The 14381-nt window shown below is 28.1% G+C and carries 13 protein-coding genes and 1 pseudogene; 6 read left to right on the forward strand and 8 right to left on the reverse strand.

The features are described 5' to 3' along the window. Window positions 1-4: 4 nt before the first annotated feature. The 5 genes from PF021_RS05955 to ruvC all read right to left on the reverse strand — a co-directional run bounded on the left by PF021_RS05955 (window position 5) and on the right by ruvC (window position 3721). Window positions 5-1387: a cation:dicarboxylate symporter family transporter gene (locus PF021_RS05955; protein WP_271021700.1), complete on the reverse strand. Its 1383-nt coding sequence runs from the start codon at window positions 1385-1387 to the stop codon at window positions 5-7. A gap of 110 nt (window positions 1388-1497) precedes the next feature. Beyond that, on the reverse strand, window positions 1498-1899 hold the full coding sequence (locus PF021_RS05960; protein ID WP_271021551.1) for a hypothetical protein: 402 nt from the start codon (window positions 1897-1899) through the stop codon (window positions 1498-1500). A gap of 60 nt (window positions 1900-1959) precedes the next feature. Further along, window positions 1960-2601 carry a DsbA family protein gene (locus PF021_RS05965; protein ID WP_271021552.1) on the reverse strand — a complete coding sequence of 214 codons (642 nt, stop codon included), beginning with the start codon at window positions 2599-2601 and terminating at the stop codon, window positions 1960-1962. Between the two features lie 2 nt (window positions 2602-2603). Then, on the reverse strand, window positions 2604-3233 hold the full coding sequence (gene thyX / locus PF021_RS05970; RefSeq protein WP_271021553.1) for an FAD-dependent thymidylate synthase: 630 nt from the start codon (window positions 3231-3233) through the stop codon (window positions 2604-2606). Window positions 3234-3241: 8 nt separating this feature from the next. Beyond that, a complete protein-coding gene (gene ruvC, locus PF021_RS05975; protein WP_271021554.1) occupies window positions 3242-3721 on the reverse strand; it encodes a crossover junction endodeoxyribonuclease RuvC in 480 nt (159 codons plus the stop codon). 108 nt (window positions 3722-3829) lie between these two features. On the opposite strand from ruvC, the gene dnaA reads away from it, so the two are divergent. From dnaA to PF021_RS06005, 6 genes and pseudogenes are all read left to right on the forward strand, one after another. Next, window positions 3830-5122: a chromosomal replication initiator protein DnaA gene (dnaA, locus tag PF021_RS05980; RefSeq protein ID WP_271021555.1), complete on the forward strand. Its 1293-nt coding sequence runs from the start codon at window positions 3830-3832 to the stop codon at window positions 5120-5122. A 149-nt stretch (window positions 5123-5271) separates the two neighbouring features. Further along, window positions 5272-6345: a DNA polymerase III subunit beta gene (dnaN, locus tag PF021_RS05985; protein WP_271021556.1), complete on the forward strand. Its 1074-nt coding sequence runs from the start codon at window positions 5272-5274 to the stop codon at window positions 6343-6345. A 24-nt stretch (window positions 6346-6369) separates the two neighbouring features. Then, window positions 6370-8685, forward strand: coding sequence for a DNA topoisomerase (ATP-hydrolyzing) subunit B (gene gyrB / locus PF021_RS05990; protein WP_271021557.1), 2316 nt, complete (start codon window positions 6370-6372; stop codon window positions 8683-8685). Further along, on the forward strand, window positions 8685-10403 hold the full coding sequence (locus PF021_RS05995; RefSeq protein ID WP_271021558.1) for a DUF262 domain-containing protein: 1719 nt from the start codon (window positions 8685-8687) through the stop codon (window positions 10401-10403). Before gyrB ends, PF021_RS05995 begins: the two co-directional genes overlap by 1 nt. Before the next feature lie 38 nt (window positions 10404-10441). Further along, window positions 10442-11355, forward strand: a pseudogene (locus PF021_RS06000) (SAM-dependent methyltransferase). Between the two features lies 1 nt (window position 11356). Continuing rightward, window positions 11357-11830, forward strand: a complete 474-nt coding sequence (locus PF021_RS06005; protein WP_407081416.1) for a restriction endonuclease — start codon at window positions 11357-11359, stop codon at window positions 11828-11830. Between the two features lie 66 nt (window positions 11831-11896). Here PF021_RS06005 and PF021_RS06010 read toward each other — a convergent pair whose 3' ends face one another. The 3 genes from PF021_RS06010 to plsY all read right to left on the reverse strand — a co-directional run bounded on the left by PF021_RS06010 (window position 11897) and on the right by plsY (window position 14258). Beyond that, window positions 11897-12052 carry a hypothetical protein gene (locus PF021_RS06010; protein WP_271021559.1) on the reverse strand — a complete coding sequence of 52 codons (156 nt, stop codon included), beginning with the start codon at window positions 12050-12052 and terminating at the stop codon, window positions 11897-11899. Window positions 12053-12166: 114 nt separating this feature from the next. Then, a complete protein-coding gene (locus PF021_RS06015; protein ID WP_271021560.1) occupies window positions 12167-13540 on the reverse strand; it encodes an anaerobic C4-dicarboxylate transporter in 1374 nt (457 codons plus the stop codon). Between the two features lie 70 nt (window positions 13541-13610). Further along, window positions 13611-14258, reverse strand: a complete 648-nt coding sequence (gene plsY, locus PF021_RS06020) for a glycerol-3-phosphate 1-O-acyltransferase PlsY (RefSeq protein ID WP_271021561.1) — start codon at window positions 14256-14258, stop codon at window positions 13611-13613. Between the last annotated feature and the right edge of the window lie 123 nt (window positions 14259-14381).

Below are 14381 nucleotides of genomic sequence, written 5' to 3' on the forward strand. Positions count from 1 at the left end.
ATCCTTAAGAATTATAAGTATCCTTATTAAGTGCATTTAGATTCTTGTCTGTTAAAATAGCCGAAGTCATAGCACCAGATACATTGCTAGCAGTCCTTGCCATATCAACTATTGGATCTACTGCTAAAATCAAAGTAAGATACACAAAATACTCACCAAAGCCTATTCCTGTAAGCATGATTGAAGCTGCCATAGTTGCAGATCCCGGAACACCAGCGATTCCTAAAGAACCCAAAATTGCAATTAAAATAACCATCACAACAAATGTTAAATCAATATCAATTCCAATACAATATGCAATAAACACCGCAGAGAGTGCAGGAAAATATCCAGCACAACCATTTAGTCCAACCGTCGTTCCAATGGAAGCTACAAAGTTTGACACTGAAGAGCTAACTCCTAGCTTGTTTTGTAGCGTAGAAATAGTAAGTGGCAATGTCCCAACTGATGAACGAGAGCTAAAGGCAAAAAGCAATACAGAAAATGACTTTTTAATATACACAAAAGGATTTAGTCCATTTATCCCTAAAAGCACACAATGCACAACAAACATAACCATCATTGCAACATAAATTAATGCAATAAATAATAAAGCTATTTTAATTGCTTCAAACCCATTTGATACAACCACATTTGCCATCATGCACAAAATTGCATAAGGCATAAATGAAATAACAAAGCTAGTAATATTCATAATAATACCATGTAGTGCAAAAATAAATTTTTCAAAAACTTTATATGAGATTCTGTCATTTTGTTTTTGCAAACTTCTAGCACCAAACCCAATAAAAAACGAAAAAATTACAATTGCAATTATATTCTCACTAGTCATGGCCTTAGCTATATTACTAGGTATTAACCCAAGTAATATATCAGTAATGCTTAGCACATCTCGAATCTCTCTATTTCCAATTTGTATATCAAATCCACTACCAAGCTCAAAATACCAACCAAGTAAAAGCCCAACACACGCTGCAATAGCAGTGGTAAAAAGTATCCAAAACAAACTATATAAGAGTAAAGAAGCAACCTTTATATCTTTGGAGAGATTCATAACTACTTTAATAATAGACACGCTTATAATAGGTATTACAAGCATTTTGATAAATCCAATAAAAGCAGTTGAAACAAAACTAAACCATGTTTTAACTTCATTAAACCAAATTATTTCTTTAGCGCTTTTTACATCTGGATACCCAGCTAAATACTGCAAAACAAACCCAAGTACCAATCCAACAAAAAGTGCAAAAAGCATTCGTATTGAAAAGCTAATATTATTTTTATACATTTTATAAATTACAAAAAATATAACAAATAAAAACCCTAAAGTAACGATTGTTTGCAATTGAGATAATATTAAAAAAGATTCTACAAACTTCATAACAATACCTTAACATAAATAAAGAGAAAAATTTTAGGAAGTGAAGTTATAAAAAAAGTTCTTAAGTGAGACTGAAATTATAAAAGAAAATAGCAATGAGTTAAAAACTCATTGTATTAATATGCTCTAGGAATGCATTTCCACTCTATTTCTTTAGCAACAAGCTCCATATTTTGTGGTAATTGTGTTTTAGGATCTATTGCTTGAGAATTACTATCGTTATATGCATTATATCCACCATGTGGAACTGCCTCAACCTTTACAAACTTGCCAATAGTCAAATCTTTAAAACTACCATATATATCTTGCCCAAAAGCACCACAATCATCACCTTTAATTTCTGTATAAGGCAACACTTTTATAACTAACTTACCACCATTCATGCTAGATAGTGTTATAGTCTTATTTGCATTATCTACAGCACTTATTTGTCCATTGACATCAAAATCAAAATCAGCAAATGATAAACTACCACACATACACACACCTAAAACCATTGAAAGTAATTTCTTTTTCATAAATTCTCCTTAATAAATTTATGATGTGATTTTAGATTCTATTTATAAAGCAAGTGTGAATTATTTTTTCTCCAATAAAGAATCTATTTTAAAAATTAAATCTTCAGTACTTGAAATATTTTTTGTTACTATCATATATTTACCATTTACTATAAAGCTTGGCACACCTTGAAACTCTGCATACTGCATAGAATCACGCCATTTTTTTAGAGTATTTTGTGTATTTTTATCCTTTAGAATCTTTTTGTATTCTTCACTTGAAATCCCTAAAATAGCTAATCCATCGGATAAAAACTCATCTTCAGACTGCCACTTCTTTTGCTTTGTATGCATTAGGTCAAAATAAAGATTCGTAACTTTTTTAAAGTTTGAATTATTAGATTTTGTGCTAAGTCCAGTATCTAAATCCAAATTCAAAGCCACTGCTAGAATCTCGGAAAATACTTCATGCAACCTAACACCAGCACTTAAATGATAAGGATAAAATGCAACACTATTAGGCAAAAACTCTAACACCTTTGGTAAGTCTTTATTAAAATACTCACAATGCGGACAACCGACATTGAAAAGCTCTATTACACTATTTTCTGTATTTTTTATGGGATTCTTTAAGATAATATAGTCTTCACCTTCTTTTAAATCACCAGCAAACAAAACACCAAAACTTAAAATTCCTAAAAACAAAACTTTAAACAACTTCATTATTAATTCTCCTTAGTAATACAATTTTCAAAAATAAACTTATGCTCTTGTGGTAGTTTCTCAAAAATATTTTGTGCTAAGTTTCTAATCTCCCATAAAGCAGACTTAGAACTTCTTAAAGTTAGAAAATTTTGCAAACTTCTTGCATTGATACTCCAAGTTAGCTCTGTTTTGTAAGATTCAGGCATTGCAAATTTTGCTAAATCATTACTAATATTTACAATTAAAAGTTTGCGTAAATTTTCTAATGCCATTAAAGAGGCTTCATTTACTGCTTGATTTTCTGTAAAGACTAAGAATCTCTTAGCTCTATTTAAATTATCCTCACAAAATGGCAAAAAAGATTCTTCTTCTTTTAGTTCTTTTAGAGTATAGCGACTACTTTTTACCGATAAAGAAGCCATTCTATGTCTGGCAAGTTCTTGCAAGCAAGCCCTGCTTATACCTTGAATATAAAAAGTATAATTTAAATGTTCTAGCGTGGAGGCATGTTTAAATTTATTTCCTACTCTATCGATAAGTTCAATGTCTATTTCTCCACCATTATCACCTTTTTCAAAACTTTGCCAACAAGTTCTAATTGCATGAGAACAAATCTTTAAATCAGTGTAATTTAAAAGTGTTATTTCCATTTCGTTCCTTATTTAACATGTAATTTTAATCGTTGTGAATGAGCAATTGCAATGGCGATTGCATCTGTAATATCAAGTGGCTTTATCTCACCTTTAATCCCTAAAAGTCGCTTTACCATAAAAGCCACCTGCTCTTTTGTAGCCTTTCCATTGCCAGTTAGAGCTTTTTTAACTTGTAAGGGAGTGTATTCTGCAAAATTTCCAAGTTCTTGTAATATCTTTAAACTCAAAGCTCCCCTAAATTGTGCTAATTTTATAACACTTTGTGGATTATAAGCATAAAAAATATCTTCAATTGCAACATCATGTATTGTATGGCTTTTTAAAACTAAATCAATTCCCTCTACGAACTCTACAATTTGATGTTGTAAGATTCTTTCTTTTATTTTTATAAGTCCTGCTTCTAGTAATTTTATACCTTGATTATTTAATTCTAAAATAGCATAACCACAATTTCTGCTTCCTGGATCTATACCTAAAATATTCAATATTAACCTTAAAATTTAAGATTTGGTAGAATATTATCACAAAAAAGTTTTAGCTATAATTTCAAAATTATTCACAAATTATTCATAGGTTTTTCATAAGTTATTCACATGCATAACATATTATTAAAATTAAAAGACAAAATCACACCAGTAGAATTTGAAAACTACATACAACAGCTAACATACAACAATAAAGATTCAAGAGATGATAGGGCTGTATTTAATGTCCCTCATATGCGACTAGTTAGCTGGATACATAGAAGATATGCAAATAAAATAGCAGAAATATTTGAAGAAGAAACAGGAATAAAACCAGATGTAATAATAGAAGTGCTAGGAGCAAGCAAGAAAAAAGAAACAAGATTAAATATAAGAAAAGCACAAAATGCATCTAATTTGAATCTTTCTTTGACTTTTGATTCATTTGTTGTTGGAAATTCCAATAAATTTGCTTTTGATGTTGCAAAAGTGGTAGCACAAAATCAAGGCTCAAAATATAATCCTCTAATGATATATGGTGCTACTGGACTTGGAAAAACACATCTATTAAACGCCATAGGAAATGCAAATACAAGTGTTGGAAAAAATGTAATTTATACAACAAGCGAACAATTCTTAAATGACTTTTTAAATAACCTAAAAACAAATAATATGGAAAACTTTAGAAATAAATATAGAAAATGCGATTATTTATTAATAGATGATGTGCAATTTTTTATAGGAAAATCACAGATTCAAGAAGAATTATTTCATACATTTAACCAACTACAAAACGATAATAAACAAATAGTGCTAACATCTGATTGCCCACCAAAAGATATGGACGGATTAGAAGATAGACTAAAAGGAAGATTCACAAGAGGACTATTAGCAAATATAACTCCACCAGAATTAGAAACAAAAATAAACATAATAAAAACAAAATGTGCCACAGATGGAATCCACTTAAAAGATGACATTATAAACTTCATAGCAGCAAGCATTAATGATAATATAAGAGAGATAGAAGGCATATTAATAAAACTTAATTTCTCAATTACTCTAACAAATATGCAAGATGTAACAATAGAATTTGTCCGAGATATACTAAAAGAATATATAAAAGAGAAAAAAGAAAATATATCTTTAGAATCCATAATAGAAATAGTTGCAAAATATTTCAACATAAAACCATCTGATATAAAAGGTAAAAATAGGACACAAAGCATAGCTATAGCAAGAAAAATAACAATATATCTAGCTATAAAACTAACTCCAAATTCAACCCCAGAAATTGCAAAAGTATTTAATATGAAATCACCAAGCTCAATTAGCAAAGCAATGAAAAGCATAACAGAAGAAATAAACAAAGGCGGGAATATAAGTATAATAATAAACGACTTAAAAAGCAAAATTAAGTAATTTTTGATAAAATTTTATGAATTAATATGAATAAAAAATACAAAGTTATTCATCTATAAAATAAAGTAAAATAGGTTGTTAGAAACACTTATTCATAATTTCAACACACCTACTAATACTTCTAAATTTTTATTAATAAAGGGGACTTAATGCGTATAGTAATACAAAGCAGTGTGTTAGATAATATTTTTACATCACTTCAACCATTCTTAGACAAAAAAGATTCAAGCCAAATAACATCTCACATATATTTTGAAACACAAAATAATAAATTAATATGCAAAGCCACTGATTTTGAAATTGGATTATGCACATTTACAGAACAATTAGAAATACAAGAACAAGGAATCGCAACCGTAAATGGAAAACAAGCACTAGATATTATAAAAAGATTAAAAGATGGAGAAGTAGAACTATACACAAATAGTGAAAATGAGACATTAAACATAAAACAAAGTAAAAGCTCCTTTAAATTACAAATGTTTAACGCACAGGAATTCCCAATATTCCCAGAGTATGAATCACTACCAAAATTAGAAATAGATTCAAGTCAATTAATAAATTCTATGAAAAAAATATTCCCCGTAATAGATGTAAATAATATTAAAAGAGAACTAAATGGTGCAGCATTAGTTATAAAAGAATATTCATATGACTTTGTAGCAAGTGATACAAAAAGACTAGCAGTAATAAACTACAACAAAGCAACAGGCGGTAATGTAACTCTAATCTTCCCTAAAAAATCAATCACAGAGATTCAAAAATTATTCTTTGACAACATTGAATTATATTACAGCGAAAAAAGTGTAATTTTAAAATCACAAAATTATGTATTTTTCTCACATTTAATAAATGGAACATTCCCAGGCTATGAAAAGATAATTCCAAAAGAATTAAAAACACAAATTACAATACCAAAATCAAAAATAATAGAAGGTATAAAACTAATAAATGCAATTACAAATGATGTAAAAATAACATTTAGAAAAAATGAGATCCTATTTGAATCAATAAGCCAAGATAGTTCAGAAGCAAAAACACAAATAGATATAAATATAGATATAGAAGAAGATATTGAAATAGGTTTTAGTTCAAAACATATACTTGATTTTTTAAATTCAATAGATACAGCTGAATTTGTAATAGGATTAAACGAAACTAATGCATCTGTTGTATTGCAAAGTGAAAATTTTAAAACCGTAATCATGCCTATTATTTTATAAATTTAGAATCTATTAAGGATAAAAATGGAAAAAGAATACGCTGGAAGCAGTATCAAAGTTCTAAAAGGCTTAGAAGCTGTTAGAAAACGACCGGGAATGTATATTGGAGATACAAACATTAATGGTCTTCATCATTTAATTTATGAAGTTGTTGATAATTCTATTGATGAGGCTATGGCTGGATTTTGTGATCAAATATATATAACTTTGACAAAAGAAGGCAGTGCTATTATTAAAGATAATGGTCGTGGGATTCCAGTTGATATTCACCCAACTGAAAATATACCTGCAGCAACTGTTGTTTTAACTGTTCTTCATGCTGGTGGTAAGTTTGACCAAGATACTTACAAAGTCTCTGGTGGTTTGCATGGTGTTGGTGTATCTGTTGTTAATGCATTATCTAAAAGTTTGGTAATGACAATTCATAAAAATGATAAAGTTTATAGACAAACCTTTAAACAAGGGATTCCACAAGATGAGCTAGAAATAATAGGTAATTGTAATGATAGTGGAACTACAATAGAATTTATCCCAGATGATAGTATTTTTGAAGTTACAACTTTTCAAAGAGAGATTTTAGCAAAGAGATTCAAAGAATTAGCATACTTAAATCGTCAAATTACAATACATTTCAAAGATGAAAGAGATGGTTTTGAAGAAGTTTATCACTTTGAAGGTGGATTAAATCAATTCATAGAAGATTTAAATAAAAAATCATTTATTTCTACAATTATTAGTTTTGAGGGTATGGAAAATAATGTAGAAGTGCAAATTGCATTAGCTTATAATGATGGATTTGATGAGAGAGTTTTAAGTTTTGTAAATAATATTAGAACAACTGATGGTGGGACACATGAATCTGGCTTTAGAATGGGTCTTACAAGAGCTATTACAAATTATATTGAAGCAAATGCAAATGCAAGAGAAAAAGATTCTAAAATCACGGGAGATGACATTAGAGAAGGTCTTGTTGCAGTTGTATCTACTAAGGTTGTAGATCCACAATTTGAAGGACAGACAAAAGGTAAATTAGGAAGTTCTTTTGTGCGTCCTATAGTTCAAAAACTTACCTATGAGAAACTAGCAAAATTCTTTGAAGAAAATCCAAATGAAGCAAAAGCCATAATGCAAAAAGCTCTCCTTGCAGCAAGAGGTAGGGAAGCAGCTAAAAAGGCAAGAGAGCTAACAAGAAAAAAAGAAACTTTTAGTGTTGGCACATTACCTGGTAAATTAGCTGATTGTCAAAGTAAAGATCCAAGTGTTAGTGAATTATATTTAGTAGAGGGAGATTCTGCTGGTGGTTCTGCAAAGCAAGGTAGAGATAGAGGTTATCAGGCTATTTTACCACTTAGAGGTAAAATACTAAATGTAGAAAAAAGCAGGCTAGATAAGATTCTAAAAAGTGAAGAAATTAAAAATCTAATTACAGCTTTAGGTTGTGGCATAGGAGAAGATTTTGATATTTCTAAAATACGCTATAACAAAATAATAATAATGACAGATGCTGATGTAGATGGTAGTCATATACAAACTCTTTTAATGACATTTTTCTTTAGATATTTAAAGGGAATTATAGAAGCAGGGTATCTTTATATTGCACAGCCACCGCTATATAGATTCAAAAAAGGCAAAAAAGAAATATATCTAAAAGATGAAAAAGCTCTATCAGAATATCTAATAGAAAATGGTATAGAAAATTTTGAATTTAGTGGAATTGGAACGAGGGATTTAATAGAATTCTTCAAAATTGTCGCACATTATAGAGCGACTTTGAATAATCTACAAAAAAGATTCCAGTTAATAGAAATTGTTAAGTTTTTAATAGAAAATAACAATTTAATTTCACTACAAAATACAGAGCTTCATAAAGAAATAAAGAAAAAGTTAGATTCTTTAAATTTTAATATTTTAAATGAAGTTATTAATGATGAGTTTATACATTTATATGTTCAGACAGATTCTGGGCTTGTAGATATAAAAGTAGATGACGAATTATTCTCTCATCCATTATTTACTGAAGCAAATTTCGTTTATTCTAAGATTATTGAGAGAGATTTAGGATTTTTAAATGGTAGTGATCCATTAGATATGCTAAATAATGTAGAAGAAAGTAGTAAAAAAGGTGCGTATATACAAAGGTATAAGGGATTAGGTGAGATGAATCCAGAGCAGTTGTGGGAGACTACAATGACACCTGAAAATCGCCGATTAATTAGAGTTGAGATACACGATAATGAGAGTGCTAGTGATGTATTCTCACTATTTATGGGCGATGAAGTAGAACCTAGACGAGAATACATACAAACCCACGCAAAAGAAGTTAAGCATTTGGATATTTAGTGAGAGCAGAAACAAATAATTTTGAATTTATAAGAGACAATAAAACAAGAGTAATTGTTCCTTTTTTTCAAAGACCTTATGTATGGAAAAAAGATCACTGGAAGCAATTACTGAGTGATTTAAAAGATAGTTTTAAAGAAAATAGAAGTATTTTTTTAGGCTTTATTATTTTGAAAGAAAATGATAAAAAAATTTACTCTATTATAGATGGACAACAAAGACTTACTACTTGTTCGATTTTAATTAAGATTTTGTATGATTTTTTAGAGCAAGAACAAAGAGACGAATTAGATTTAAGAAATTATCTATTTGATAAAACAAATATAAAAATTAATCATTCAAAGCTAGATAAAAAAAAATATGAAAAAATTATAACAGGTGAAATTATTGATATCAAAGAAGAAAAGGGAATTTTTGGTTGTTTTAATTATTTCAAATCAGAAGTTGAGAGATTAAAAAAAGAAATTAATTTATATGAATTTGCAAAATTTATTACAAAAGAAGAAAATAAATTATGGGTTATTATATATTTAGATGAAAATGAAGATGAGCAAAAAATATTTGATTCTATAAATTCCAAAGGACAGAGATTGTCTTCTACTGATATTATAAAAAATGCTTTATTTGATAAGATTATAAAAATTACAAACGAAAATAAAGCTATGGAGTATTACCAAGATTACTGGAATAATGTATTTGATAAAGATGAGGCAACACAAGAATTTTGGAATAAAGAAGTTGAAACCGGTAGAATTAAAAGAAGTAGAAGCGAGATACTTTTGCATTCTTATGCTACTATAAATGGTATTTTTAAAAGTGAGCATAGTTTAAGCCATTTAAGTTCATTGTATAAAGAGCATATTAAAAATTTAGATGAAAATAAGCTAAAACAAATACTAAAAGAATTAAAAGATTATTCAGAAATATATCGTGATTTTCCAGATATAAATAAAGAAACTACTTTCAAATATGAAAAATATGAATTAAGATTTTTTCACATAATAAGTGTTTATAACATTAATACAATTTTGCCTTTAGTGTTGTTTTTAAAAAATTTATTGAATCAAAAAAAGAGTATTTATAAAGAATGTCTATATTTATTAGAAGCATTGATTGTATGTAATATTTTATGTAATGTCAGTAGCAAGGATTATAATAAGTTTTTTCCACAAATTATTGAAAAAATTAAAGGAAAACAAGATAATGATGTAATAGATAGCATAAAAGAAGCAATTTGCGAAAAATACAAAGATAAAGAAAGTTTTGATAAAGATAAAATAAAAAGTAAGCTTAAGTGCATAAAAAATAACAAGAAAGCAACTTTAATTTTATTTTGGATTGAATTATATAAGCGAGAACAAAAGAAAGATTATAAAGATGATACTTCATCTCTAGAGTATAATTATACTCTAGAGCATTTATTACCGCAAAGTTGGGAAACACACTGGAGTGATATTATACAAGATGAAGAAGAAGCTAAGGAATTCATATACCAAATAGGAAATATGACTTTATTGAAAGGCAAACTTAATTCTACTTTACAAAATAATTCTTGGAATAATAAGCTTATTCGTATCGATGGTAAGGTTAATACTGATTTATTAATAAATAAAGAATTAGAAGATAAACTTTGGACTAAAACTGAAATAGAAAAAAGAACTTCAAAATTTATAGATGATTTTTTTAAAATTTGGAATGTAGATTTATTTGAGATTTAAAAAATGTAAAATTAATAAATAAAATATAGGGTTTTTTTATGAGTTTAAAATATGTTAATGGTAGAACTATGAAGCAAAATCATACAATGTTTTTGACGAGTATTTTACGAAGCTAGAAGTTTCAAAAATGCTTTTTGAAAAAACTAAAAAAGTTATTTCAAAATATGAAAATATTAGTAAATATACTTGGGTTGAACCAAGCGTTGGTGATGGTTGTTTTTATAGCATTCTTCCAGAAAATAAAATAGGTATAGATATAAATGAAACACAATTTAATACGATTCAATGTAATTATTTAGAATTTGAATTACCTAAAAAACCAATTATTGTAATTGGAAACCCACCTTTTGGTCATCGAGGAGTTTTAGCTTTAGAATTCATAAAACATTCTAAAGGAGCTGATTTTGTAGCTTTTATTTTACCTATGTTTTTTCAGAGTTTAGGTAAAGGTTCTATTAGATATAGGATTAAAGATTTTAATTTATTGTATGAAGAATCTTTGCCAAATAATTCATTTTATCTTAGTAATGGAAAAGAAAAAGATGTGAAATGTTGTTTTCAAATTTGGAGTAAAAATTATAAAGATGAAAAAAATGAATTTAGTTGGTATAGACAAAAAGAAAAGCAAGAACCATTTTCTGATATTTTAAAAGTTGTAACAGTTTCATTAGCAAAAAATAGAGAATGTGGCAAAGAATGGATTTTTAATAAAAAAGCAAATTTTTATCTTTCATCTACTTTTTTTAAAGAAAATTCAGTAGTAAAAGAATTTTCTGAAGTTAAGTATAAAAGTGGTGTGGCAATAATTTATAATGAAAATTCTAATAAACAAGAACTTGATAAACTTTTTTTGAATGCTGATTGGAAAAAATATAGCTCACTTGCTACTAATGGTTGTAGACATATAGGAAAATCACATATATTTCAGTTACTTAAAGATGAGGGTTTTTAATTTGAGAGATATTTTGTTAAAAATCATAGAAAGTAAGTATAATGAATTAAATAAATATAAACAAAGTGGTATATTTGATAAGATTCAATATTTTGAAGGAAATGCTATAGGGCAGATAGGAGAAAAATTTATAAAGGAGATTTTTATATATAATAATATTCCATTTGATAATGTTGAAAAAGAAACAATACATGATGAATTTGATTTATTATCAAATGGTAAAAAAATAGAAATTAAAACAGCAAGAAAAGGTTTAAAAAATAATACCTTTCAATTTAATGGAATAAATCCAAAGTATAACTATGATTATATTATTTTATTAGGTATTACATATGATGATGTGTATTACCATATAGTAGATAAAAAGCAAGATTACATTTATAATCACTCATTAAGGAAAGAATTTATTAAAATTAATAATAAAGATAAGCAATTAGTGCAAATGAATCCAGGAAATTCTGTTAATTATAAATGATTTAAAAAATATAGATAGTTTAATTGATGATATCCAAATTTTTAAAATATAAATTAGATTCTTGTTTTAGCATTTTAAAAATTCTTTAGCAATATAATAGCTCATTAATGGTGGGACTGCGTTGCCAATTTGTGCATATGCAAAAATAATCTCAAATCCAGCTTTAATAAATTCTAAATCAAGCCAACTACAACCATAAAAAAGACTAATTACACTCTTCAAGCAAGTTTCTTAAAGATTTTATTAAATTTATTAAAATTTGTATATTGATAGTAAAAGAAAATATAAAAATATTTTAAAAAAGAATTGCTAGAGGGATAATCCTCTAGTTTAAAATTATAGATATCCAGCAATGCCAGCTATAATATATCCAAATACACAAGAGCTAAATACTCCTATAAGTCCAGGTAATATAAAACTATGATTAATTACAAATTTACCTATTTTTGTAGTGCCAGATCTATCAAATTGAATCGTAGCAAGGTCACTAGGATAAGTTGGCAATATATAATAGCCATAACAAGCAGGTGCAAAAGCAACAATCACAGCAGGATGCACCCCAATACCAAGTGCTAATGGCACAAATGCAGCAATAGCAGCAGCTTGAGAATTAACAAATTTTGAAATAAGTAGAAGCATGATTGCATATGTCCATGGATAATGTTGCACTATCCCTCCTAATGCTTCTTTCATCATTGGAGTGTGCACTGCAAACATTGTATCAGCCATCCATGAGATTCCAAATACTGCAACAAGAGCTATCATACCTGATCTAAAAATTTCATTTTTTCCTATTTTTCCAGCATCTACATCTGTAAAAATTAATAGTGCAGATCCAGCTAAAAGCATGAATATCTGTATTACAGAAACCATACTCATAGCTTTACCATCAAACTCGGGTCTTAAATTTGGGAAAGCACCAAGTAATGCAACAATAACAATAGCAGCTAAAAATATCCACATAGCAAGCCATTGTTTTGCAGGTAATTTTTCTCCAAGAAGAGTTTTAGAATCTCCATACACATATTTTTTAAATTCTTCATCTTTTAATTTTGCTTGGAATTCTTCATCTTTGTCTAAGTCTTTACCTCTAAACCAAGAATAGATTCCAACACATAATACACCAAACAATGTAGATGGAATTGTAATTTTTAATAAATCAATATATCCATCAAATCCAGCTAATGGGTGATTTGAATTTAATAATAATGCTGTTAATGATACAACTGCTACTGATACAGGTGAAGCAATAATGCCCATTTGAGATGATATTGATGAGGCTGCCATAGGTCTTTCCGGTCTTATACCATTTTTAATAGCAATATCATAAATAATTGGCATCATTGTATAAACAACATGTCCAGTTCCGCAAAGAATAGTTAAAAATGTAGTAACAAATGGTGCTAGGATTGTAAGAAATTTTGGATTTCTTCTTAGAATCTTTTCTGCTATTTGTAGCATTACATCTAATCCACCACTAGCTTGTAAAGTAGCACTAGCAACAACAACTGCTAAAATTGTAAGCATAACATCAATTGCAGGTTTTCCCGGTTTAACCGCAAAACCAAATGCAAGAACTAATAAACCTATACCACCAAGCAATCCAAGTGCAATACCACCCTTCTTTGCTCCATAAAATAAACAAATAAGCACGACTACAATTTGTATTGTAAATTGCGTCCCTTCACTTAAATTTACTAATAAATCCATAACCCCTCCTTAATCTTTATGGAATATTTTATTTTATCACAAATGTTATAGTTTAAGGAGGATAGTTAAGTTATATTATTTTACTTTCTTTTTTTTGTATTAATCTTACTATATTTGGTATATGTTTATAAAATATTATAAAAGCTATTATTACTAAAGGAGTGTGAGTTTCTATATATGGCACTTCAGGGTGGATTATAAAACTAGAGCTAACACCAATTAATACACCAAATAATGAAGCTATAGAGGATATTTTTAGTATTTTACCAACTATAAACCAAGTTACAAGTCCAATTAATGCTTCTAGCGGTAAAAACATAGCAATAACACCAACTCCAGTAGCCACACCCTTACCACCTTCGAATCTCAAAAATGGTGAATAACAATGTCCAAGAACAGCTAATAGTGCTATAAACCATTGAGCTTCGTAAGTAAGTCCCAAATATCGTGCTATTGCAATTATTATTATTCCCTTTAGTGCATCACTTATTATAGTGAGTATTGCTATTTTTTTTGCGATTTCTGGTTTTGTTTCTTTTAATACTCTTAAAACATTTGTAGCTCCTATACTACCACTGCCATGTTCTGTTATATTTATTTTTCCAAATATTTTGCCATATATCAAACCAAATGGAATCCCACCAAAAAGATATGCTATTAGATAGAAGATTCCATTAATGCTAGTAAAAAAATCGATAACGAATCCTAATAAAGCCATATTACCTCTTTTTATGTTTCATGTGAAACAATTATTTTTTGTATGCTTGATATAGAAAATATCCCATACCAACTATAAATACGAAAGTTAAAAATACGAGCATTATTATATCTAAGACTTGCA

It is taken from the genome of Helicobacter ibis, assembly GCF_027859255.1.
GTDB classification, from domain to species: domain Bacteria; phylum Campylobacterota; class Campylobacteria; order Campylobacterales; family Helicobacteraceae; genus Helicobacter_D; species Helicobacter_D ibis.